A 20,217-nucleotide genomic window follows, 5' to 3' on the forward strand; every position below is an offset into this window, starting at 1 on the left:
CCCGCTGTCTCTAGACTTGCGCCGTGAATGACGCCTCCTGGACTGCCGAGCGGCTTGTGCGCGCCTTCGCTGCCGCCACGAACCTGGTGATCGCCGGGCAGCGCATCCACGTCGCCGGTGCGGGCGAGCTGGCCGGCGCGCTCCGCAGCCTGCTGCGCGCGCTTGGCGCGGTCTCCAGCGGGTCAGACCGGGCCGACTATGTCTTCCTGACCGCCGACGGAGCCAGTCCGTCGGCTGCTGCAGCGGACGAGCTGCCGTTCCGCGACGGGGCGATCGTGGTCGACGCGAGCGACGACGGGGCTCTCGCAACCGCACTGGGGGCACTCGGCCTCGCAGAGCTCGCGACGCGACTGCCCTCGCGCCGCTATCGCCTCGCCGACGGCCGCGGCCTCGACGTGCTCCGGCTCGACCCCACAGCCCTGCGCCTCGACCCCGTCGCTGCGCGACTCGACTCCACTCGCCGCCGGGCTGAGGCGCTCGAACCTGGCTCCTACGCGGCTGCCCGTGACGCCGACCTGCGCCTCGACTGGGCTCGCCGGTTCATGCCAGCCTCCTCGAGGGTGGCCGCGTCGCTCGCGGCAGAGGGAGCGCTGCGGGGGCGTCGCTTCGGGGTGAGCATGGTGCTCGAGCCGAAGACGGCCGTGCTCTCGCTGCTGCTCGCCGAGGCCGGGGCGCAGGTGTCGCTCTACGCGCACAGCGACGAGACCGATGACGCCGTCGCCGATGCCCTCCGGGCTCGCGGCTTCGCCGTGCACGCCGGTTCTGGCGCGGACGCCGACGGGCAGCTCGCGAACGCGCGCGCGTATCTCGCCGAGGGCCACGAGTTCCTGCTCGACGACGGCTCGCACCTCATCCGCCTCGCGGCCCACGACGGTGTCGAGCTGCTCGGTGCCGCCGAGGAGACCACGAGCGGCCTCCGCCCGCTGCACGCCATGGGCGAGGCGCTGCGCATCCCCGTGCTCGCCGTCAACGACGCCCGCGTCAAGACCCGCTTCGACAACCGGTACGGCACGGGCCAGTCGTGCGTCTTCGCGATCGCCGACCTCCTCGATCAGCTCGGCAGGGGCTTCGCAGATGCACGCGTCGCGGTGGTCGGGTTCGGCCCGGTCGGGGTGGGGGTCGCGCAGCACGCGTCGGCGCTTGGCGCGCTGGTCACGGTGTGCGAGCTCGACCCGGTGCGGGCGCTCGAGGCGCGGTACGCCGGCTACGACACGGCGCCCCTCGAGGACACGGTGGGCACCGCCGACGTCGTCATCTCCGCGACCGGTGAGCCGCAGACGATCACCGCCACCCACCTGCGCGCGGCCGGCCCCGGCACGGCGTTTGCCGTCGCGGGCGGCGTGCTCGACGAGATCGCGCTCGACGACGCGCAGTCGCTGGGTGCGCGTCTGGAATCGCGGGCGTGGAAGGTTGACGCGGTGCTCTGGCCCGGGGCCGAGCACGAAGACCGAGGCGGCGACGCGACGGCGGCATCCGCGTCGGGCTCCGGCTCCGGCTCCGGCGCAGACTCCCCGGCACTTGTCCTCGATCGTGGCGGCTGCATCAACATCACCGCCGCGGAGGGCAACCCGGTGCAGATCATGGACCTCTCGTTCGCGGCGCAGCTCACGGCGGCCGGCATGCTGGCGCGCGGCGACGTGCGGGGGCCGGGAGTGCATCCGCTGCCCCCGAGCGCCGACGAGGTCATCGCGGCCGGGATGCTCGGTGCCGACGACAGGCCGAGAAGTCCGGAACTCACCGAGGCCGAGTCAGAGTCTGAGCCCGAGTCCGGGCAGACGGCTCAGAATTCGCGCGAGATCCTGAGCCCGAGCTCGAGGCCCGCCTGGCATCCCACCAGATTCCCGAACGCATGACTGGAGCGCCCGTGCAGAACGCAGCGACGACCTCGACGAACGACGTCACGGTCTATACGGCGACGCTGGTCATTCCGATCACCGCGCCCCCGATCCTGGGCGGCGCGGTGGCCGTGCGCGGCGGCAAGATCGTGCACGTCGGCGAGCGCGCCTGGGTGACGGAGTCGCTTGCCGAGCAAGGCGTCGTGGCGCGGGAGGTGCACCACGACGGCATCCTGATGCCGGGGCTCGTCAACGCGCACTCGCACCTGCAGTACACGGGCATGGCCGCGGTCGGGCAGCGCCAGTACAACGGGTTCGAGGATTGGGCCGAGGCCTTCAACCGCGATTACGTGCTCCCTCACGACTGGTACGCCGACGCCATGGCGGGCGCGCAGAGCCTGTTGCGCGCGGGCACGACCAGCGTCGCCGATATCGTCACCGACCCGACGGCGATCCCCGTGCTGCACGAGTCGGGCCTGCATGGCATCACCTACTGGGAGGTGATGAGCTGGACCAACGAGGACTGGCAGGAGCGGGGCCGTCAGCTCATCGTGGAGGAGCTCGACCGCATCCCCACCACGCCCGGCGCCGGGCTCTCCCCGCACGCGCCGTATTCGCTCGACGCGATTCCCCTGCTCGATATCCCCGACATCGTGCGCCAGCGCGGGCTGCGCACGCACCTGCACCTCGGCGAGGCCGCGTTCGAGGGCGAGCGCGATGGCAGCGACGTCGACGGCGACCCCTGGCAGATGGTGAAGCTCGAGAGCTTCCGGGCGATGCGCTCAGCGGGCTTCGGGATGAGCGCGACCGAGTTCGTCGACCAGCTCGGCGTGCTCGGCCCCGACTGCCACGTCGCGCACGGCGTGTACATGACGGCATCGGACCGGGCGCTGCTGCGCAAGCGGGGCACGAGCGTCGCCCTGTGCCCGCGGTCGAACGAGGTCATCGGCCTCGATGCGCCGCCGGTCGCGGAGTACCTCGTGGAGGGCAGCCCGATCGCGATCGGCACTGACTCGCTGTCGTCGAGTCCGTCGCTCGACCTCATGCACGACGTCGCGACGCTCGTCGAGGTGGCGCGCTCTCAGGGGTATCGGGGCGACGACCTGCACGAGCGGATCCTGTCGGCGGCGACGCTCGGCGGGGCGCACGCGCTGGGCCTCGACCTCGGTCCCGACCGCACCGGGTACCTCGCCGTGGGCGCGCGCGCCGACCTGGCGTTCTTCGACGTGCCCGTGGTGTCGGTGGCTGACGGTATCGTCGCGCTCGCCGAGGCGGGGGCAGGCCGTGCGTCCGCGACCATGATCGGCGGCGAGCTCGTCTGGGCTGCCGACACCACTGAGCTGGAGGTTTCACGTGGCTGAGCAGGAGAACGCAGAGCAGCAGCAGAGCGAGACGCAGGCGTCTGCAGCCGAAGGGTCAGTTACGCAGGGGCGTCAGGATGCGAATGCGCGCGAGCCGTCCGTCATCCCCGCGCGCGCCAGGGAGCTGGGCCTCGAGCCGCACCCCGAGGGCGGCTGGTATCGCCGCACGTGGACGTCGGGCGACCGCCTGCAGACCCCGAACGGCGAGCGGCCCGCGGCCACGCTCATCCACTTCCTGCTCCCGCCTGGCGAGTCGTCGGCCTGGCACCTCGTAACGAGCGACGAGATCTGGATGTGGCACGGCCCAGGCTCGCTCGAGCTGCAGCTGGGCGGCAACGGGTCTGCGCCGGATGCCCGCGAGCCCGTCACGCTCGACCTCCGGCACGCGCAGGCCCTTGTCCCCGCCGGGCACTGGCAGCGCACGCTGCCGGGCGAGGACGAGGTGCTTGTGAGCTGCCTCGTCTCCCCCGGTTTCAGCTTCGACGATTTCACGCTGGACGACGATCACGAGGCGTGAGCCTGCCTTGCCTGCAACCAGGCGTAATGGGCGCATGCCTGCGTGCGCCTTCCCTTATCTTCAGCAGTGAACGAAAGGCTTGTCATGACTCTCTCCTCCCGCATCCGCAAGGGCGCTGCCGCCGCTGGCGTCATCGCCGCGCTGTTCGCGCTTTCCGCGTGCTCCGGCACGTCCACGACTGAGCCGGCTGCCGAGGGTGACGGCCTGCAGACGCTCACGCCGGGCAAGCTGACGATCGCGACCGGCGAGCCGGCGTACTACCCGTGGGTCATCGACAACGCTCCGGAGACGGGCGAGGGCTTCGAGGCCGCCGTCGCGTTGGCGGTTGCCGAGGAGCTGGGGTACGCGCCGGAGGATGTGGAGTGGGTGCGCACGACCTTCGACAGCGCCGTCGCGCCGGGGCCGAAGGACTTCGATCTGAACCTGCAGCAGTTCACGATCTCCGAGGAGCGGAAGAAGGCCGTCGACTTCTCGTCGCCGTACTACACGACGACGCAGGCGATCATCACGACCGAGGGGTCGAGCGTCGCCGGCGCTGCATCGATCGCCGATTTCGCGGACGCCAAGGTCGGTGTCGCCGCGGCGTCGACGAGCTACTCGGTCGCGAAGGATGCGCTCGGCAAGGATCCTGAGGTCTTCAACTCGAACGAGGACACGGTGCTGGCGCTGAAGAGCGGCCAGATCGACGCGCTGGTCACCGACCTGCCGACGGCGTTCTACCTCACCGGGGTGGAGCTCGAGGATGGCAAGATCATCGGCCAGTTCGACTCGACCGAGGGTGGCGACGAGTTCGGCATCGTGCTGCCGAAGGACTCGGCGCTGACGGCGCCGGTCACCGCCGCCGTGGACGCGCTGCGTGACAACGGCAAGCTCGGCGAGCTCGAGACCGAGTGGCTCGAGACGTCGGTTGACGTTCCGACGCTGAAGTAGCTCGTGTCGCAGGTCCCTCACCCTCCCGCCGACGTGTCGGCGAGCGCCGCGGCCGCCGAGCCGTGGTCGCCGAGTGCGATCGAGCTCGAGCGGCGCGCGTTCCGGCGACGCCAGTCGCAGCGTTCGGTGCTGGTGGCGCTCGTCTCGACGCTCGCGTTCGCGGTCATCGTCTGGGCGACGCTCATCAACACGCCTGGCTGGGCGGCGGTGTCGGAGACGTTCTTCGATCTCGACTACGCGATCGAGGTGCTGCCGACGGTGCTCGAGGGTCTGTGGTTGAACATCCGCGTGCTGGCCGTCGCCGTGGTGGGGGTCGCGATCTTCGCGACGCTGCTGGCGGTCATCCGCACGCTGCGCGGACCGGTCTTCTTCCCGTTGCGTGCCGTCGCGACTGTGTACACGGACCTGTTCCGGGGCATGCCGATCATCATCGTGCTCTACCTCGTGGGTATCGGCGTTCCGGCGTTGGGCATCTTCCCTCGCGTGGATGCGGCTGTCTGGGGCACCCTCGCGCTTGTGCTCGTGTACTCGGCGTATGTCGCCGAGGTGCTGCGGGCGGGTATGGAGTCGGTGCATCCGACGCAGCGCGTGGCCGCACGTTCGCTTGGCCTCTCGCACGCTGCCACGTTGCGCCTGGTGGTGATGCCGCAGGGTGTGCGGAAGGTGACGCCGGCCCTCATGAACGACTTCATCTCCATGCAGAAGGACGTCGGCCTCATCTCGATCCTGGGTGCGGTGGATGCGGTGCGGGCCGCGCAGATCGAGACGGCGCTCACCTACAACTACACGCCGTACGTGGTCGCGGGACTGCTGTTCGTGCTGATAAGCCTGCCGATGATCCGTCTCACGGATTGGTACACGGCTCGGGCGCAGAAGCGCGAGCAGATCGGGGGCACGGTATGAGCGACGTGTACGCGTACGACGACGAGCCTGCCGCCGCGGGCGCTGCTGCATCCGCTGCCGCCGCGGGCGATCTGAAGCCGGTCCTGGAGGTTCGGGGCGTGCACAAGCAGTTCGGTGACGTGCAGGTGCTGCGCGGCATCGATCTTTCCGTGCTGCCACATCAGGTGATCGTGCTGGTGGGGTCGAGCGGTTCGGGCAAGTCGACGCTGCTGAAGACGATCAACCTGATCGAGCGAGTCGACGATGGGCAGATCTTCCTCGATGGGGAGGACATCTCCGACCCGCGCGCGAACGCGGACGCGGTGCGGAGCCGCATCGGTGTGGTGTTCCAGCATTTCAATCTGTTCCCGCACATGACGGTGCTCGACAACGTGACGTTGGCTGCCCGGAAGGTGCACAAGACGCCGCGGGCTGAGGCGGCGGCGCGGGGCACGGCCATCCTCGAGCGCGTGGGCCTGGGTGCGCATGCGACGAGTTACCCGGATCGCCTGTCGGGTGGTCAGCAGCAACGGGTGGCGATCGCCCGGGCCATCATGACGGAGCCGAAGGTGCTGCTGCTAGATGAGATCACGAGCGCGCTCGACCCGCAGTTGGTGGGTGAGGTGCTGGATGTGGTGCTCGAGTTGAAGGAGCAGGGCGCCACGATCCTGATGGCGACGCACGAGATGAGCTTCGCGCGCCGCGTGGCCGACCAGATCGTGTTCCTCAAGGACGGCGTGCTCATCGAACGCGCGGCACCCGAGCAGTTCTTCACGAACCCGCAGCGGTCCGAGACGGTGGAGTTCCTGTCGCGGGTGAACTTCGGGGCGTGAGGAGTAGATCGGGAAAGTCCTAGCTCTCGGTTGTCCGAAAGCTAGCTATGGCAGCGCGCAACTCGCACAGACGCAGCGGAGCTGGTCGATGGCTCGAAGACCGCGTTTGACGATGTCGCCATCGATCTCGCCTGTGATCTGGTCACGGCTCAGGACGTAGATCGGCAAAGCAGCACCGTCCCACGATCCCTTTCGGTGGGCTTCCGTCGAGGAGGTCAACGACCTGGAGTGGGGCGGATCAGACGTTCCCGCTGTCGCAGCACAGCTAGGACGCTTTCACTCATCACGGTTTCCGCCCCTGCTCCCGAGCGCCACTCGAATTGACGAGTACCCGCGTGCACCGGCAGTTTCATCGAGTGCGCCCCGATCCTCCTGCCCACAATGCCGTTGCTGCGTTGGCCCGACGTGCCCACACCCGCGCCACACTTTGCGGGAAGCGTCCGTGGGTGAAAACACATTTGAGCACGTCGCCTCCGTCACCGTCACATAAGTTGCGAAGCCATCTAGCCCTTGACGGCTCCGGCTGTCATACCTTTCGCGAGGAAGGGTTCGAGGAAGAGAAAGAGGATGACCATCGGGATTGTCGACAGAAGGCCAGTTGCCATGAGGCCGGACCAGTCGACGCTGAACTCGCCGATGAATGAAGCGATACCGACTGTGATGGTCCATCCGTCAGGGTTTGACATCAATGTGCGCGCGAACAAGAAGTCGCCCCAGGTCAGGATTGCGGCGTAGGTGAATGTTGCGGCGATGCCGGGCAGGAGCACGGGAAGGACGACGAGCCGGAGCGCTTCGAGCCTCGAGCATCCGTCGATCATGGCAGCCTGCTCGATTTCAACCGGGACCGAATCGATGAAGCCCTTCATAAGCCAAGTCGTGAATGGCACCGTCGCCGCGATATTCACGAGGATGACCGACCACAGGTTGTTGATGAGATGTGTCGTGGCGAACACCATGAACAACGGAATAATAAGCAGGGTGCCCGGCAGCACCCGGCTCACGAGAAGACTGAACCCCATAGCCTGCTGCCCTCGCGTGCGGAATCGCGACAGGCTGTATCCGCCCAGCGTGCTCACGACGGTGGACACGACGGCGGCGCCGAGCGTCGACAGCGCGGAGTTCCCGAGCCACGTCAAGATCGGGCGGCCCGTGATGACCTCCGTATACGCGTCGAACGAGACCTCGTCCAACGCAGGGAAAAGTGGCGGGTTCTCCGTCAGGAGACTTCGAGACGGCACGAGGGACGTCATGACCATCCAGTAGATGGGAAACAGTAGGATCCCGCTCGCGACGAGAGCGATCGCAAGCAGCCCGTACTGCTGAGGGCGTGAAAGTTGACGCATGCTTCGTTCCTAACTCTGAGTGCGCAGCGAGCGCATGAAGAATGCGAGCACTGCCGTAGCGATGAGCATCGTGATGACCCCAAGGGCCGCAGCGAGCCCGAGCTGGAAGTACTGAAATGCCTCGTTGTAGATGCGTATCGCCAACGTCTGCGTGGCGTTGTTCGGCCCGCCCCCGGTCAGCGGGTAGATGAAATCGAACTCCCGGAAGATGCCGATAGCCGTGATGACGATGGAAAGCGCCGACGCAGTGCGCACGGCAGGCCAAGTGACGTAGCGAAATTGCTGCCTGGCCTTCAAACCATCGAGTTGCGCAGCCTCGTACAGCTCACCCGGCACGCTCTGCAGCGCGGCCAGCAACACGAGAGTGAAGAACGGGTAGTACTTCCAGACAGTCGGAATGATAACCGCCAGCATTGCCGAATCCGGGTCGGCCAACCAGGCAATGTTCTCCTGAATGATGCCCAGATTGCGGAGGATAGCGTTCACGATGCCGTACGACGCGTCCAGCATCCATGCGAATGCCGCGCTGACTGCGATGCCAGGCACGGCCCACGGCAGCAGCACGAGCGGCCGGAAGATCCTGCGCCCCGGGAAACTGCGATTCAACAGGAGCGCCAATGCGAGTCCGATGAGGAACGCCGGGATGAGCACTCCAAGCGTGTAGACGACGGACCGTCCGAGGTCGCCGAGCAGTTGAGGATCGGTAAGGATCTGCACGTAATTATCGAACGTCAACGGCAAGGAGCCGACCTCATCCAACGACTGCACGCGGCCGCCCCTGAACGACAGGTCGATGGCGACGTAGAACGGATACGCCATAAGCAGGCCAACCACGACCAGCGTTGGCGTCAGCGTCGAGTAAGCAAACAGTCCATCCCGTCGACGAGTCGGAGAAGCCTGCCGACCAGTCTTCGTCGCGGGTCGGGACCGCGGTTGCCGGTCAGAAGCTACGTTCACGCTCTCCCGTTCGCGTACATCAGTCACGAGCCGCTCCCGAATTCGCGCACCAACTGTTCCTGCAGGGAAGCTGCGACCTCAGGCGTGGGTGTGTCTGTGGTCGTGAGCGTGATGGCCGCCTCCGACACGATCTGACTGAGCCTTGTGAACTCTTCACGCTGCTGCGCATCCTGCGGGTAGATGCTCACAGCCTCATCCGCGAGCTCCTGGAAGAGCTCCAACTCCGGCCGGTCGGTTAGGGCTTCTTCGGTGATCGAACCAGTGCGCGGTGCAGGCACCGCCGCGAGCTCCGTGTAGCGTTCCTGCCACTCAGCGCTCGACGCGAGCTCGATGAACTCCCACGCCGCCTGCTCGGTCCGCTCATCCAAGCCCGCCGGCAGGTGGATGCTGTTGCTCACCCCGCCTGGGATGGTCTCGAATGGCGCAGCCGCCGTCTTCAGCGAACCAGCGACACTCTCTGCGGCTCCGTCGAGCTCTGCAACAAAAAAGGGCCCGTCCAACAGCATCGCGATGTTGCCGTTGAGAAACAGCTCGTTGCGCTGCTGCGTCTGGATACCCGCCGGTGCCTGCGCCAGCGCGGCCCTATACTGCTCCATTCCGGCGATAGCCTCAGGAGTGTCGACCGTAAACACGCTCCCGTTTGCGAGCGCACCCCCGTTGCCGGTGATGAACGACATCAGCTCGGTGTAGTTGTCTGGACTCTGCTGGGTTGTTGCACCGAATCCGTAGACGCCGTTGCCAGTTATCGCTTCCGCGGCGGCGACAACCTCTTCGCCCGTAGTCGGTACGGGTAGGCCGGCCTGCTCCAAGAGATCCGCGTTGTAGTAGAGCGTGTAGCCATAGCCCAGCAGCAGCACTCCGTACGACTGGTCTTCCCACTCCATCTCCGTTTGCAGCGGCGTCCACGTTTCCGGGATGTCGGTGCCGTCAAGGTGCGCATCCAACGGAGCGAGCCAACCCCGGCTCGCAAACTCAGACGCGTTGCGCGCAGGCAGGTGCACGATCTCCGGTTGGTCGTTCGCGGCGAACCGAGTCGTCAACTGGTCAACGTAGCTGCCGAACGGGACCTGGTAGAAGTCGATGTCAACGTCGGAGTGTTGGGCTTCGTATTCGGTGATCACCTCGCTCCACCAAGCGCCGAATGCAGGGTCTTCGGCCTGCCAACTCGGGAACTCCAGGGTGATCGGCCCCGTGGCATCCGGGGTGTCACCGGAGCCGCAGGCGGTCAGTCCGAGAACGGTGATCGCTGTGAGGGAGAGGATGCTGTTTCTTCGGGTTCGTTGCATGCTGCGACACTTCCTTGTGTGCTGAGGTGGGGATGATTGCTGAGCCAGCTATGCGCGGTGCGGGTGTTGGGTCGAAGCGCGGGGACCCAGATAGCCCATCGCTGTGCTGATGGAATCGGCAACCTCGATTGCCCGCTGGGCGATCTCCGACTCGCGAGTAGTCAGGTCAAGCGCGCTGAGGGGTCCTGAAATCGAAATCGCGGCCACGATGCCTCCTTCGGAGTTGCGGATGGGGGCGGCAACGCAGGATCGCCCCAGGGCCAACTCCTCGCGTTCCGTCGAGTAGCCGCTGCGGTGCACGGACGCGACTGCCTCATCAAGACGCTCATGGTCGACGATGGTGTGCACGGTGAACGGTTCGAGATCAGGCAGCAATGCACGGCGCTCGTCGCCGGATAGCCCTGCGAGCAAGCATTTTCCGAGAGCCGTCGAATGCAGAGGACTGCGATGCCCCATGAGTGTGAAGCTCTTCGGCGCGAGCGCACCCTCGAAATTCGAGAGGTAGTAGAGCTCCCCACCCCGACGGATGGCGACGTTCACGCCGAGCCCCAGCGACGCCGCGAGGTGCTGACCGGGTTGCCTCGCGTGCCGAAAAACGGACTGCTCGTTGAGCGCGGCACCGGCCATCGCCAGGAAGATCAACCCGAGACGATACGTGCCGGATTCCGGATCGCGCACGACGTAGTCGAGCAGCTCGAGCGAGGTCAGGAGCCGGGAAACCGTGGACTGTCCCAATCCTGTCTCCGTCACGATGTCCGCGACCCGGGAAGGCCCGCAGCGGGTTATCGCTTCTAGAACGGATGCAGCCCGCTCAAGCCCCTGATTGGCTCCATCTGCTGCCATGACTTCTCCCATCGCTAGACAACCTCGACAATAATGGATAGCGTAATCCGCACAGTGCATGAATGCAACCACTGATTGGATATATGCATGCGAATTGCGTCCGTAGAGGTCTTCGTCCTCAAGCTGCAGCACCGGGAGAACTACCTCGGGGCCTTGCAGGGTGGAGCCAGCGTGCCCGCTGGCTACCACGTTCGTGAACCGTGGCGGAGCCTGTACTCCCCACTTTTCGAGACAGTGCTCGTCAAGATCACCGCCGATGACGGCACAGCCGGATGGGGAGAAGGGCTCGCACCAGTTGGCCCGGAGATTCTCGCCATGATCATTCGGCGGCTCATTGCGCCGCAACTCATAGGCATGAGTGCCGTCGCACCACGACCAGCCTGGAACCGCACGACCTCTCTCATGCGTGAGCGAGGACACCTCGTGGGCCACCAGGCTGACGCGCTCGCAGCGATAGACATAGCCCTCTGGGACCTCGCAGCCCGTCTCCACGACGTTCCGCTCGTCGAGCTGCTCGGTGGAGCCTTCCGCGAAGAAGTTCCCGTGTACGTCTCCGGCCTCCCACGCTCAACCGACGCCGACCGCGCGCTACTCGCCCGCGAATGGCAGGACGCGGGCATGAGGTCCGTAAAACTGCACCTCGGGCTGGGTGTTGACCACGATCTGGCGACCGTCGCGGCAGTCCACGAGGCAGCGCCTCAGCTGCGGATTGCCGTCGACGCCCATTGGGCTTATTCGCCCCACGACGGCCTGCGCCTCGCGGAAGGGCTCAGCGCACTCGGCGGCTGGTTCCTCGAAGCTCCGCTTGTTCCCGAGGACGAGCAAGCCCATCGCGAGCTTGTTCGGCGCAGCCCCATCCCCATCGCCGTCGGAGAAACGCTACGCAACCGATTCGAGTTCGAACGCTGGACCGCACAGCGTGCACTCGACCTCGCGCAACCTGACGTCGGGCGCACGGGCCTCACCGAGGCTCTCAGCATCGCCGAAGTCTGCTCAGCCCGCCACTTGCCGACCGCGCCCCACCATTCAGTGGGCCTCGGTGTGCTCCTTGCCGCTGGCATCCACTTCAGCGCCGCAATCCCCGACCTTCTCGCTTTCGAATACCAGCCGACGAGCACCGAGATCGGCCAATCAATCCTGACCACCTCGCTCCTCCCGGACGGGGCGAGCTTCCGGATACCGAACGGCCCCGGCCTGGGAATCGACATCGACGAACCACACATCCGCCAACTCGCAAAGGAACACAGCTGATGCCAGCCCCCCAAGGCCTCATTCCCATTCTCGCGACGCCGTTCAATCCCGACGGCACGCTCGATCTCCCCAGCCTCCGCAGACTTACTGAGTTCTGCTTGGAAAGCGGAGTCGACGGAGTCGCTGTCAACGGCAACGCGAGCGAGGCCTTCGCGCTCACAGCATCGGAGCGGCGCTTGGTTCTCGAAGAAGTTCGCGCCGTGACTGACGGCGCCGTTCCTGTCGTCGCGGGAGTGAACGCCATGTCGACAGTTACTGCCGTCGAACAGGCGAGAGACTCCTCCGAGCAGGGCGCCGATGTACTGATGGTCCTTCCGCCGTTCATGGTGAAACCCACCCCACCGCAACTTCTCGACTTCTACGGCGAAGTCGCGAACACCTGCAGCGAGTTGGGTTCCGAGGTCATGCTGCAGGATGCTCCCGGCCCGACCGGAGTGCAGTTCCCAGTCGACACCATCGTGGAGCTGAGCCGAGTCACGGCTATCTCATCGGTGAAAGTCGAGGCACCGCCGACGGCAGAGAAGATCGACACTGTCGCCGCGAGCTGCGCTACACCCGAGTTCACCGTTCTGGGTGGGAACAACGCACAGCTCTGCCTCGAGGAATACGCTCGTGGCGCGACGGGCACCATGCCTGCGAGCGAATTCGTCGATGTCCTCAGACCTGTCCTTGATGCGTGGAACGCTGGAAATCATCTCGAAGCACGCCGCGGTTTCGCGTCCCTGCTGCCACTGATTCTCTTGGGTGTGCAACCCGGCCTCGCCTGGAGCGTGCACAAAGAAGTACTCGTGCTCCGCGGCATCATTGCTGCGGCGACCGTGAGGGCGCCCGCAAAGCCCCTGAGCGCTCGTTCGCGGGATGCACTCACAGCCGTCCTCTTGTCTCTCTCGATCCCGACTCCGGTATCGAGCCGGTGATGACCGTATGCGAGGATGCAGTCCGGCAGTCATGAACGACGCGCGGTTTCGTTTTCGCACCCCAAGCGCGGTGGCGACTTTCTCACCGTCGTGGATCTCCGCGCTCGGACGGTCGGGCTCGTAGCGGCGGACTGGTTCCACTGTCCGAACATCAACATGCGAGGGCCGATTCAAGCGAGCAAGGACCTCTCTGGTGCAGCGCGCAGTGGTAGCAGCGGCACGAAGCACCGAGAGGTCCTCACTCTCATTCCTTGCCTACAGCGAATCGTCACCCACCAACCAACTGCCTGAGCATTACAACTAGCCGTCGCGCGTAGCTTGGACCAGACTGTCTGGCGTGGCTATGGGACACGAGACAACGATTACAGTCGTCGCGGGCGTTTTTCTTCAAGACGGAAACGTGCTCGCTTGCAGACGAGGCTCCGACAAAAGTGGCGCCGGATCATGGGAGTTCCCCGGTGGCAAAGTGGAACCTGGCGAGACACCCGAGGCGGCTCTTGCGCGGGAGATCTCAGAGGAGCTCCACGTCCACGTCAACGTTCTGGAACTTGTCGATCGTTCGAGGACGACGCTGGGAGATGTAACCATCGACCTCAGCTGCTATTTCGTCGAGACTCTTGAAACTGAGCCCAGCAGCAGCACGGACCACGATCTTCTGCGCTGGGTCCCGATTAGCCAGCTCGCGGCTCTCGAATGGGCGAAACCAGATCTTCCAACTGTGGGGGCACTCATACGGAGCGTCGGCTGAGCCGGAACGCCCCGTTCACCAGTCGCTTTCGACGAAACCCTCTCCCACGCGCGTGTGGACCCGAACGTTGAGCTCGCGACAGAGCTCTGAGAGGTCGTCTTCCATGCGACCTGGCATGAGGATCGCCGGTTTCACGGGGTAGCCGGCTCGCCGCGCATTGTGCGCGTAGTCGAGCGACTGCCCGATGGCCGTGCGAACGTACGAGCGAGCGGTGGATTTCTTCGCCTCGATGACTTCGCCCGCGGTGCTGTCGTAGAAGTCTGGACGGATCCGAGTGTTTCCGACTGTCAGCGACATGGACTGAACCACATGGTTCTTTGACTTCAGCCAGGTTCCGAATGCTGCCTGGAGATTGAATTCGACCCTCGATATCTCCAGTTCACGAGGCTGCAGCTCGACAGTGAAGCCTCCCCATTCGGGCATGACCCAATCAGCGACGACGACTTGTTCAGCCTCGGGTGCGCCACTCGGCATGAGCCGCGCCACGTCCGCGTCGACCGGAGCGAGTAGGAAGATGATGCCGCGGCGGGATCCGCCTTCTACGTCCGGTATCTCCTGGTACTCGAACGCCGGGTCAGCAAGAGTGAAAGCGCCGACGTAAGTGGCATCAACTCCCCGCACTGTGAAGAGCCTGATCAGTCGACCATCTTGCACAGATGACATGATGGCTGCGTTTCCGCGAAGAAACTGTTGATTACCGAGGGTTCCTTCACCCGTATACGCGTAAATTCCGTCGGCGCGGAGGCCTTCGTGGAGGTCGTACCCATATCGCTGCCCCTTCTTGGGGTCCGTGAAGATGAGGATATTCGGGTTTCCACGGGGAGTCGATATTCCCTGCTGTTGCTGCCCGCCCAGCATCTCGTGGATTCGGCGTCGCCGAAGGGTCTCACCGATGCATATGGGCCAGGGGAAATCCACGTTTCTAGACTAGCGATAGCCGTGCACGAGGAAAACCTCGCGGGTGCGTCGAGTTCAAGCCACACGCGCGCTCTCCCTCTCCGCTCAGAGCTGAGCACCCAATTCCCCAGCACCCGGGCATTTCACGACATGAACTCTGGTCGCATAAGCTCGCCCGGTCTTCCTCGCTCTCCCCCATCTCTGGAGCCCCTCATCGTGAACTTCCCTCGCGCCCCTAAGTCGCGCCTGCCCCGCCACACCCTTTTGGCTGCGGCAGCGGCCCTTTCGATCGTTGCGTTCGGAGTGCTCAGTGGATGCGCCTCCGCGAGCGAGCCAGTCGCCGAGCCGGCCCCAACGGTCACCGTCACGGCGACGGCCACGCTTCCCGTCGAGACGGTGACAGTCACCGTCACAGCGACCCCTGAAGTTGTCGTTCCAGCTGAAGAAGTCAGCGTTCCCGAAGCGGCGCCCGCTGCGCCGGAGCCCGCACCTGAACCCGAAACGGCGCCAGTGCCGCTCGCCGCGGAACCCGTCGAGCAGCCGTCAAACGTTTACTACAAGAACTGCACCGCAGCCCGCGACGCAGGCGCAGCACCCGTCTACTCCGGGGATCCTGGTTACGGCCCACACCTCGACCGTGACGGTGACGGCATCGGCTGCGAATAGCCACATCATCACCGAGCCTCGAACCAACAGCGGCTCAAGAGCAAGAGCGTTGAAACTGCAGTCGAGCAGTCGGATGCTCGAAGGACGCAATGATCTCAGCGTTTGATGCGGGGAGACCGAGCTCCACGAGGTTCGGCGGCCCCGGCACCTCAGGCTCGTCGACGAATTGGCCCGCGTCCCAGCGCTCTCGGGTAGCTTCGACAGCTCCCAAGTCAGAATCCCACTGCTCTGCCGTGGGCTCCGGGTCCGACGGCACCACCTGAGTCTCGAGAGAGAACTCGGCCAGAACGTCGTCGACCGTCGGCTGCACAAGCATGCGAGTCAACACGAGACGTTGCCATTCGTTCTCGCAGGAGGCGACAACCGCGTCGAAGGCGCTCTGGGTCCGTGCATCCCATGCACGCGCGAAGAGTTCTCGAGGCAAACCGATTCGCCGCTCGACGTCCATGGGCGGGAAACGACCATGGATACCTTCGAAGCCAGCCGCATTCTGGTCTTGCTGCCCCTGCTCGAAGGCACGCATCTGCTCGAAGGTCACGAACACGGCCGTCACCTCGCCGTTCTGCGTTCGCGTACCGATCCACTCACCACGAGCCTCATCAATTGGATCCCCCTTGGCTGCAGCTTCCACCATCACTCGTTCGGTGGCTGCCCTCCACTGAGCGTCAGCGTCGTCCGAGGCTTCAGATTTGTCTGTGAGCTCTGGGGCGTTCCCCGGCTCCGATTGTTCCTCTTCGCTCAATGGCGCAAAGTGCTCAGAACACCGCTCAGCGTCCGAACGCATCATGCGCTGCATCTCAGCGCGGCGTTCGATTGCGTCCTCGGCGCTCGCCGCCTGCTCGAGTTCAGGCAGACCGTTGACCGGGTTCAGCTGGAGCACCAAAGTGCGTGCCTTCTCTCGGGAGACTGCTGCAGGCCATATGCCGGCGATTACCGCGGCGCTCGAAGCCGGCGACACCTGGAGCACGAAGACCAGCGCCGAGTATCCGCCGTCGAGAGCCACCAGTCGCGCCCGCGAATCTGTTGCCCCGGGAACACGCTCAAGCCCGGGCGCGGAATCCGCACCGAATTCGAGCATCCGCGTGAAGAGCGCCTCAAGGGCTTTTCGTGCCTGCGGGTCAGCTTCGATACTGCGCTGACGGTTGACATAGATCGACGTCATCAAGCTTCTCCCACCGCGCAGCGATCAGCTTCCAACCATAGAGGCGACTGGTCCTCGCGTGAGGGCGGGAAGACAAGTCAGCTCCCCTGCACGCACCCCGGCGGCAGTGAGTTCCCGCTGATGGCGAAGTCGTCGCAGGTGAGGAAGTGCGCCTGGTTGAGGCCGAGCACGTAGGCCACCACGACGATGCCGCCGACCACGGCGACGATCAGCCAACGCCGATGCAGTGAGGTGCGGTCGACGAAGTCGGGCCACACGATGCGCAGCAGCACCCAGAGGGTGAAGGGCACGCACACGAGCACGACGAGGATCGCGGCGAGGTCCACGAAGGCGACACCGAGGTTGCCCGAGTCGTCGTCCACGAGGAAGTTGAGGACCAGCCACATCGTCGGCACGAGCAGCAGCCCCGCGCGCCACAGCCTGCCCCACACCCTCCGCCGTTCGAGCAGCACGAACACGAACGCGGCTGTCGATGCCGCCCAGAACCCGAGGATGTCGTCGAAGAACACCTCTCCCCACGCTCCGAGCGTGAACGCCGGCCACCAGGCGACCGCCGCCATGCCCACCATGACGACGCCGAGCGGCACGTCGCGCTGGCGCTCGTCGGCGGGCTCGTCGACCTCTCCTGGGGTGCTCACCCTCGAAACGTAGTACTCAGTCGTGGATCTGCGCAGCCGGAACTTTCATCTACCGAAGTTGCACTCTCGAGCGGACCAGGTGTTCTTGCTCTGCGCTGAGTGGTCCCCACCGCATACCTCGGGTTGGTAGAGTCCCGTACTCCGCGCGCAACTGGTCACGCACATGTTTGGCGCTTACGCCCAGTTCGCGCGCGAGCTCAACTGGAGTAGGTCCAGGCCGCCGTAGCTCCGAATCGCGACCAGCCTGCACTTCGCGGTCCTCGGGAAGGGCGAAGGCGCCCTGCGAAGCACCGCTTGATCGCCGAGGTGCTTCCTGTTGCCAGCTTCGGGCCTCATGTGCCATAGCTGCTCGTGCTGATCGAAGTCCTTCTTGTGGATGGGCATTACCAGCAAGATTAAGTGGGGGATGCCACTTGCGGATTACCGCAGACTCGATGGAGGTGAGCGTCTCTCCCCCGCGTAGATCGTGTGGTTTTTCCCACACCGCAATCGATAGGTGGAGGCGCATCCAGCTGGAAAGTCGCTCGTCGCCGCCTTCTGCGAGACCGTAGTGAGAGAAGTAGCCCGGGTTCTGAAGGTTGCGAGGCACAGCCGTCAGATCAAGAACGTCTCGGAGTAAAGCTGCGAACGATCGCCGCACCGTCGATGATCCAGTCGTTGGCATTGAGCCAACGCCCGCTGCGAAGTGCGTTCGAAGGTCTCGTTTCACGAGGTTGTCCTCGCTCTTGCCAACGTAGAGGGGCCCCGCGTACGAAGTTGAAACGCCGAGTTCACTGCGCGCTGCAGCGGGAGCATAGATCGCGTACAAACCCGGAACGGGCCCAATATGCGTGGGAGCCGCAGCGATGTCCCAACGTTCTCCCGATAGGGCCGCGAGTGCCGCAACCAGATGACTCATGCTCGAAGCGCTTTCCGCAGGAGTTCGGTTTCCGGCGCACCCGGCGGGCCTGCGTAACCGCGCTGCCGCAGGACGATCAGATCTTGCCCGGACGGAAGAGAAAACTTGCGCGCAGACCGCGAGGGCACAGCCCACGAGACCGAGAGCTCATCCCCCGCCCCGAGCCCCATGGCTCCGGCGGCTCGAAGCCAGGGCGCCCCGAACGCGAAGATCTGCGGTGTGTTCACTTCACTGAGCGGACTCCACACGAATTCGTTCAGCACATCGTGCGGCGCCTGAATCGAACCGGTCAGCTTCTTGCTGTGCCACGGGTAGAGCTCCACGTAGAGCAAATCCTTGGGCGCAACCTCGCGCTGCAGAAACCGCGAAGCGAAGGATGCGCGATTGCGGTGATAGCTGTTCCGTCCGTTCACCGCTTCCCAGGGTGCCGAGGTGTACGGACCGCTCGCCGCCCACGCGGTGTAGCCGCTGGTCCTCACCTCGTCTGCGAACGAACCGCCTCTCCCTTGAAAACGCACATCCGCGCCTCCCGGATTCAAGCCAAGCATGACCATGGCGGGTTCGTTTCCACGCGCGAAGGGTCCGATGTACGGCTCCGGCATTGCGTCCAACTGCAGTGCACCGAGCCCCCGTCCCTGGTAGCTGGCACGCCAATCATCAAGACACGGATCGGAGACGCCCTCGTCGGCGAGCCAAGCCGCGATCGTGTCATCCCAGAAGTCAGCAACTCTCGCGCGAGCACTCATCAAGGTCAGCCTCTCGTCGGCATCCGGGGGAACTCCCTGAAGCCTAGAGAACGGCTCCCGCATCCTGAACGCTACGCTCCACCTTCGCGTGTAGCTTTCTCTCACCCCGTGTGAGAAGTTGAGTCCACCGGCACCCGAGATTCACCAGAATCCCCGTAGCGCTTCGTACGAAGGAGCACCAGATGTCGTTCCCCGCGCGCGCATGAGCGCCATTCTCGAGCTGCCCATCGTCGACTCGCCCGCGATGTGGATCATCTACCTCGTCGCGGTCGCCCTCACGATCACGCTGCTCGTGCGGGACCCCGACCCGAAGTGGTTCGTGCGCGCCTCCATCGGCGCCGTCGCGGGAGCGCTGCTCGGCATGGGCATCTACTTCGCCGGCAACCTGCTCGACCTTTTCGGCGTGAACCTGCCCCTCATGGTGGGCGTGTGGACGACCGCCATGTTCGCGGGCGTCGGCCTCGCCATCGCCTCCTTCCCGGACGCGAAGCCGTGGCGCAAGGTCGTCGCGAGCGTCGCCATCCTCGCCTACCTCCTCGCGGGGGCAACCGGCATCAACGCGTTCTACGGCCTCAACCCCACCCTCGGCTCCGTCTTCGGCGACGTCGAAGAAGCGCAGATCTCACTCCCGGACGCCAACCCAGACAACCGGGCCGCACCCGCGCAGCCCCTCGCGGCAACCTGGCAGGCGCCAAGCAGCATGCCCTCCGTCGGCGAGCGCGGCTCGGCCCCCATCCCCGGGACCGAATCCGGCTTCGTGGCGCGAGACGCGGGCATCTACCTGCCCCCGGCTGCTCTGGTCGACAACGCCCCCGCTCTCCCAGTGGTCATCATGATGATGGGATACCCGGGAAACCCCGACGGCACGATCATCAGCGACGTGCTCGACGAGTTCGCCGCCAAGAACAACGGCCTCGCGCCGATCGTCATCATCGCCGACCAACTCGGCGCCGCCGGCGTCCAGGACCCGGCCTGCGCCGACTCCGCAAAATACGGGAACGCCGAGACCTACATCACGACGGACGTCGTCAACTGGGCGAACACGAACCTCAACGTCATCAAAGACCCCAAGTACTGGACCATCGCCGGCTACTCGAACGGCGGCGGATGCGCCGCGAAATACGGCGCAAAGCACCCCGACCTCTTCAAGAACGTCATCAGCGTCTCGGGCGAGGAGTTCCCCGGTTCCGAGGGCGCGGATGCTGCGACCGCCGACCTCTACGGCGGCGACACGACCGCTTTCGAAGCCTCCAAGCCCATCAACATCATGAAGGCTGCCCCCGCCGGCAGCTACTCCGGTATGACCGCGATCTTCACCGCCGGCAGCGAAGACCCCACGTTCGCCGCGGCGGCAACGGCCGTCTCGCAAGCGGCCGATGCAGTCGGCATCGCCACAACCCTGTTCCTCGTGCAGGGCGCCGACCACGGCGGCGACGCCGTCAGCGGCGGCCTCACCGAGGGCTTCGACGTGCTCTACCCCGTGCTCGGACTCTCCACCGGCACCTGA

Annotated in this window: 20 protein-coding genes; 11 read left to right on the plus strand and 9 right to left on the minus strand. The window is 65.3% G+C overall.

Features of this window, described 5'->3' with window-relative positions:
- Positions 1-23 precede the first annotated feature (23 nt).
- The 6 genes from C5E07_RS08695 (at position 24) to C5E07_RS08720 (ending at position 6,358) form a co-directional block, all read left to right on the plus strand.
- Complete coding sequence (locus C5E07_RS08695) at positions 24-1,853, plus strand: adenosylhomocysteinase (RefSeq protein ID WP_146080555.1); 1,830 nt, start codon at positions 24-26, stop codon at positions 1,851-1,853.
- Positions 1,850-3,196 carry an amidohydrolase family protein gene (locus C5E07_RS08700; protein WP_104299126.1) on the plus strand — a complete coding sequence of 449 codons (1,347 nt, stop codon included), beginning with the start codon at positions 1,850-1,852 and terminating at the stop codon, positions 3,194-3,196. The genes C5E07_RS08695 and C5E07_RS08700 overlap by 4 nt, the downstream gene beginning before the upstream one ends.
- On the plus strand, positions 3,189-3,713 hold the full coding sequence (locus C5E07_RS08705) for a cupin domain-containing protein (RefSeq protein ID WP_258063815.1): 525 nt from the start codon (positions 3,189-3,191) through the stop codon (positions 3,711-3,713). Before C5E07_RS08700 ends, C5E07_RS08705 begins: the two co-directional genes overlap by 8 nt.
- 84 nt (positions 3,714-3,797) lie before the next feature.
- Positions 3,798-4,643 carry an ABC transporter substrate-binding protein gene (locus tag C5E07_RS08710; protein ID WP_104299127.1) on the plus strand — a complete coding sequence of 282 codons (846 nt, stop codon included), beginning with the start codon at positions 3,798-3,800 and terminating at the stop codon, positions 4,641-4,643.
- Between the two features lie 3 nt (positions 4,644-4,646).
- Entirely contained in the window at positions 4,647-5,546 is a 900-nt protein-coding gene (locus C5E07_RS08715; RefSeq protein ID WP_374953198.1) for an amino acid ABC transporter permease, read from the plus strand.
- The gene (locus C5E07_RS08720) at positions 5,543-6,358 is read left to right on the plus strand and encodes an amino acid ABC transporter ATP-binding protein (protein WP_104299128.1); all 816 of its coding nucleotides are present in this window, start codon (positions 5,543-5,545) and stop codon (positions 6,356-6,358) included. The genes C5E07_RS08715 and C5E07_RS08720 overlap by 4 nt, the downstream gene beginning before the upstream one ends.
- A gap of 503 nt (positions 6,359-6,861) precedes the next feature.
- Here the strand turns inward: C5E07_RS08720 and C5E07_RS08725 are convergent.
- Genes C5E07_RS08725 through C5E07_RS08740 form a run of 4 tightly spaced genes read right to left on the minus strand, consistent with a single transcriptional unit; the run spans position 6,862 to position 10,787 of the window.
- Positions 6,862-7,701 (minus strand): carbohydrate ABC transporter permease, encoded by an 840-nt coding sequence (locus tag C5E07_RS08725; protein ID WP_104299129.1) that lies wholly within the window; start codon positions 7,699-7,701, stop codon positions 6,862-6,864.
- A 9-nt stretch (positions 7,702-7,710) separates the two neighbouring features.
- Complete coding sequence (locus tag C5E07_RS08730; RefSeq protein ID WP_146080556.1) at positions 7,711-8,685, minus strand: carbohydrate ABC transporter permease; 975 nt, start codon at positions 8,683-8,685, stop codon at positions 7,711-7,713.
- Positions 8,682-9,944 carry an ABC transporter substrate-binding protein gene (locus C5E07_RS08735; protein WP_104299131.1) on the minus strand — a complete coding sequence of 421 codons (1,263 nt, stop codon included), beginning with the start codon at positions 9,942-9,944 and terminating at the stop codon, positions 8,682-8,684. Before C5E07_RS08735 ends, C5E07_RS08730 begins: the two co-directional genes overlap by 4 nt.
- Before the next feature lie 48 nt (positions 9,945-9,992).
- Positions 9,993-10,787, minus strand: a complete 795-nt coding sequence (locus C5E07_RS08740; protein WP_104299197.1) for an IclR family transcriptional regulator — start codon at positions 10,785-10,787, stop codon at positions 9,993-9,995.
- Positions 10,788-10,874: 87 nt separating this feature from the next.
- On the opposite strand from C5E07_RS08740, the gene C5E07_RS08745 reads away from it, so the two are divergent.
- From C5E07_RS08745 to C5E07_RS08755, 3 genes are all read left to right on the plus strand, one after another.
- A complete protein-coding gene (locus C5E07_RS08745; RefSeq protein ID WP_104299132.1) occupies positions 10,875-12,038 on the plus strand; it encodes a mandelate racemase/muconate lactonizing enzyme family protein in 1,164 nt (387 codons plus the stop codon).
- Positions 12,038-12,955, plus strand: coding sequence for a dihydrodipicolinate synthase family protein (locus C5E07_RS08750; protein WP_104299133.1), 918 nt, complete (start codon positions 12,038-12,040; stop codon positions 12,953-12,955). The genes C5E07_RS08745 and C5E07_RS08750 overlap by 1 nt, the downstream gene beginning before the upstream one ends.
- Positions 12,956-13,298: 343 nt before the next feature.
- Complete coding sequence (locus C5E07_RS08755) at positions 13,299-13,703, plus strand: (deoxy)nucleoside triphosphate pyrophosphohydrolase (RefSeq protein ID WP_104299134.1); 405 nt, start codon at positions 13,299-13,301, stop codon at positions 13,701-13,703.
- Between the two features lie 15 nt (positions 13,704-13,718).
- Here the strand turns inward: C5E07_RS08755 and C5E07_RS08760 are convergent, their stop codons facing one another.
- The gene (locus C5E07_RS08760; protein WP_146080557.1) at positions 13,719-14,621 is read right to left on the minus strand and encodes a hypothetical protein; all 903 of its coding nucleotides are present in this window, start codon (positions 14,619-14,621) and stop codon (positions 13,719-13,721) included.
- Positions 14,622-14,750: 129 nt separating this feature from the next.
- Here C5E07_RS08760 and C5E07_RS19925 point away from each other — a divergent pair, with 129 nt between their 5' ends.
- On the plus strand, positions 14,751-15,266 hold the full coding sequence (locus C5E07_RS19925) for an excalibur calcium-binding domain-containing protein (RefSeq protein ID WP_104299136.1): 516 nt from the start codon (positions 14,751-14,753) through the stop codon (positions 15,264-15,266).
- Between the two features lie 34 nt (positions 15,267-15,300).
- Here the strand turns inward: C5E07_RS19925 and C5E07_RS08770 are convergent, their stop codons facing one another.
- The 4 genes from C5E07_RS08770 to C5E07_RS08785 form a co-directional block, all read right to left on the minus strand.
- Entirely contained in the window at positions 15,301-16,428 is a 1,128-nt protein-coding gene (locus C5E07_RS08770; protein ID WP_104299137.1) for a hypothetical protein, read from the minus strand.
- A gap of 77 nt (positions 16,429-16,505) precedes the next feature.
- Positions 16,506-17,066, minus strand: a complete 561-nt coding sequence (locus C5E07_RS08775) for a hypothetical protein (RefSeq protein WP_258063817.1) — start codon at positions 17,064-17,066, stop codon at positions 16,506-16,508.
- A 49-nt stretch (positions 17,067-17,115) separates the two neighbouring features.
- Positions 17,116-17,964 carry a GIY-YIG nuclease family protein gene (locus tag C5E07_RS19985; protein ID WP_374953199.1) on the minus strand — a complete coding sequence of 283 codons (849 nt, stop codon included), beginning with the start codon at positions 17,962-17,964 and terminating at the stop codon, positions 17,116-17,118.
- Entirely contained in the window at positions 17,961-18,710 is a 750-nt protein-coding gene (locus tag C5E07_RS08785; protein WP_146080558.1) for a hypothetical protein, read from the minus strand. The genes C5E07_RS19985 and C5E07_RS08785 overlap by 4 nt, the downstream gene beginning before the upstream one ends.
- A 202-nt stretch (positions 18,711-18,912) precedes the next feature.
- Here C5E07_RS08785 and C5E07_RS08790 point away from each other — a divergent pair, with 202 nt between their 5' ends.
- Positions 18,913-20,217: an esterase family protein gene (locus C5E07_RS08790; RefSeq protein WP_104299140.1), complete on the plus strand. Its 1,305-nt coding sequence runs from the start codon at positions 18,913-18,915 to the stop codon at positions 20,215-20,217.

The organism is Pseudoclavibacter sp. RFBJ3, from assembly GCF_002931375.1.
GTDB lineage: Bacteria > Actinomycetota > Actinomycetes > Actinomycetales > Microbacteriaceae > Pseudoclavibacter.

What these genes read in the sequence shown, in the direction of transcription:
- C5E07_RS08740 (WP_104299197.1), bottom strand. Translation starts at nt 10,787, where the DNA reads ATGGCAGCAGATGGAGCCAATCAGGGGCTTGAGCGGGCTGCATCCGTT.
- C5E07_RS08770 (WP_104299137.1), bottom strand. Translation starts at nt 16,428, where the DNA reads ATGACGTCGATCTATGTCAACCGTCAGCGCAGTATCGAAGCTGACCCG.
- C5E07_RS08790 (WP_104299140.1), top strand. Translation starts at nt 18,913, where the DNA reads ATGAGCGCCATTCTCGAGCTGCCCATCGTCGACTCGCCCGCGATGTGG.
- C5E07_RS08720 (WP_104299128.1), top strand. Translation starts at nt 5,543, where the DNA reads ATGAGCGACGTGTACGCGTACGACGACGAGCCTGCCGCCGCGGGCGCT.
- C5E07_RS08700 (WP_104299126.1), top strand. Translation starts at nt 1,850, where the DNA reads ATGACTGGAGCGCCCGTGCAGAACGCAGCGACGACCTCGACGAACGAC.
- C5E07_RS08710 (WP_104299127.1), top strand. Translation starts at nt 3,798, where the DNA reads ATGACTCTCTCCTCCCGCATCCGCAAGGGCGCTGCCGCCGCTGGCGTC.
- C5E07_RS08785 (WP_146080558.1), bottom strand. Translation starts at nt 18,710, where the DNA reads ATGAGTGCTCGCGCGAGAGTTGCTGACTTCTGGGATGACACGATCGCG.
- C5E07_RS19925 (WP_104299136.1), top strand. Translation starts at nt 14,751, where the DNA reads ATGAACTCTGGTCGCATAAGCTCGCCCGGTCTTCCTCGCTCTCCCCCA.
- C5E07_RS19985 (WP_374953199.1), bottom strand. Translation starts at nt 17,964, where the DNA reads ATGAGTCATCTGGTTGCGGCACTCGCGGCCCTATCGGGAGAACGTTGG.
- C5E07_RS08750 (WP_104299133.1), top strand. Translation starts at nt 12,038, where the DNA reads ATGCCAGCCCCCCAAGGCCTCATTCCCATTCTCGCGACGCCGTTCAAT.
- C5E07_RS08735 (WP_104299131.1), bottom strand. Translation starts at nt 9,944, where the DNA reads ATGCAACGAACCCGAAGAAACAGCATCCTCTCCCTCACAGCGATCACC.
- C5E07_RS08725 (WP_104299129.1), bottom strand. Translation starts at nt 7,701, where the DNA reads ATGCGTCAACTTTCACGCCCTCAGCAGTACGGGCTGCTTGCGATCGCT.
- C5E07_RS08755 (WP_104299134.1), top strand. Translation starts at nt 13,299, where the DNA reads ATGGGACACGAGACAACGATTACAGTCGTCGCGGGCGTTTTTCTTCAA.
- C5E07_RS08745 (WP_104299132.1), top strand. Translation starts at nt 10,875, where the DNA reads ATGCGAATTGCGTCCGTAGAGGTCTTCGTCCTCAAGCTGCAGCACCGG.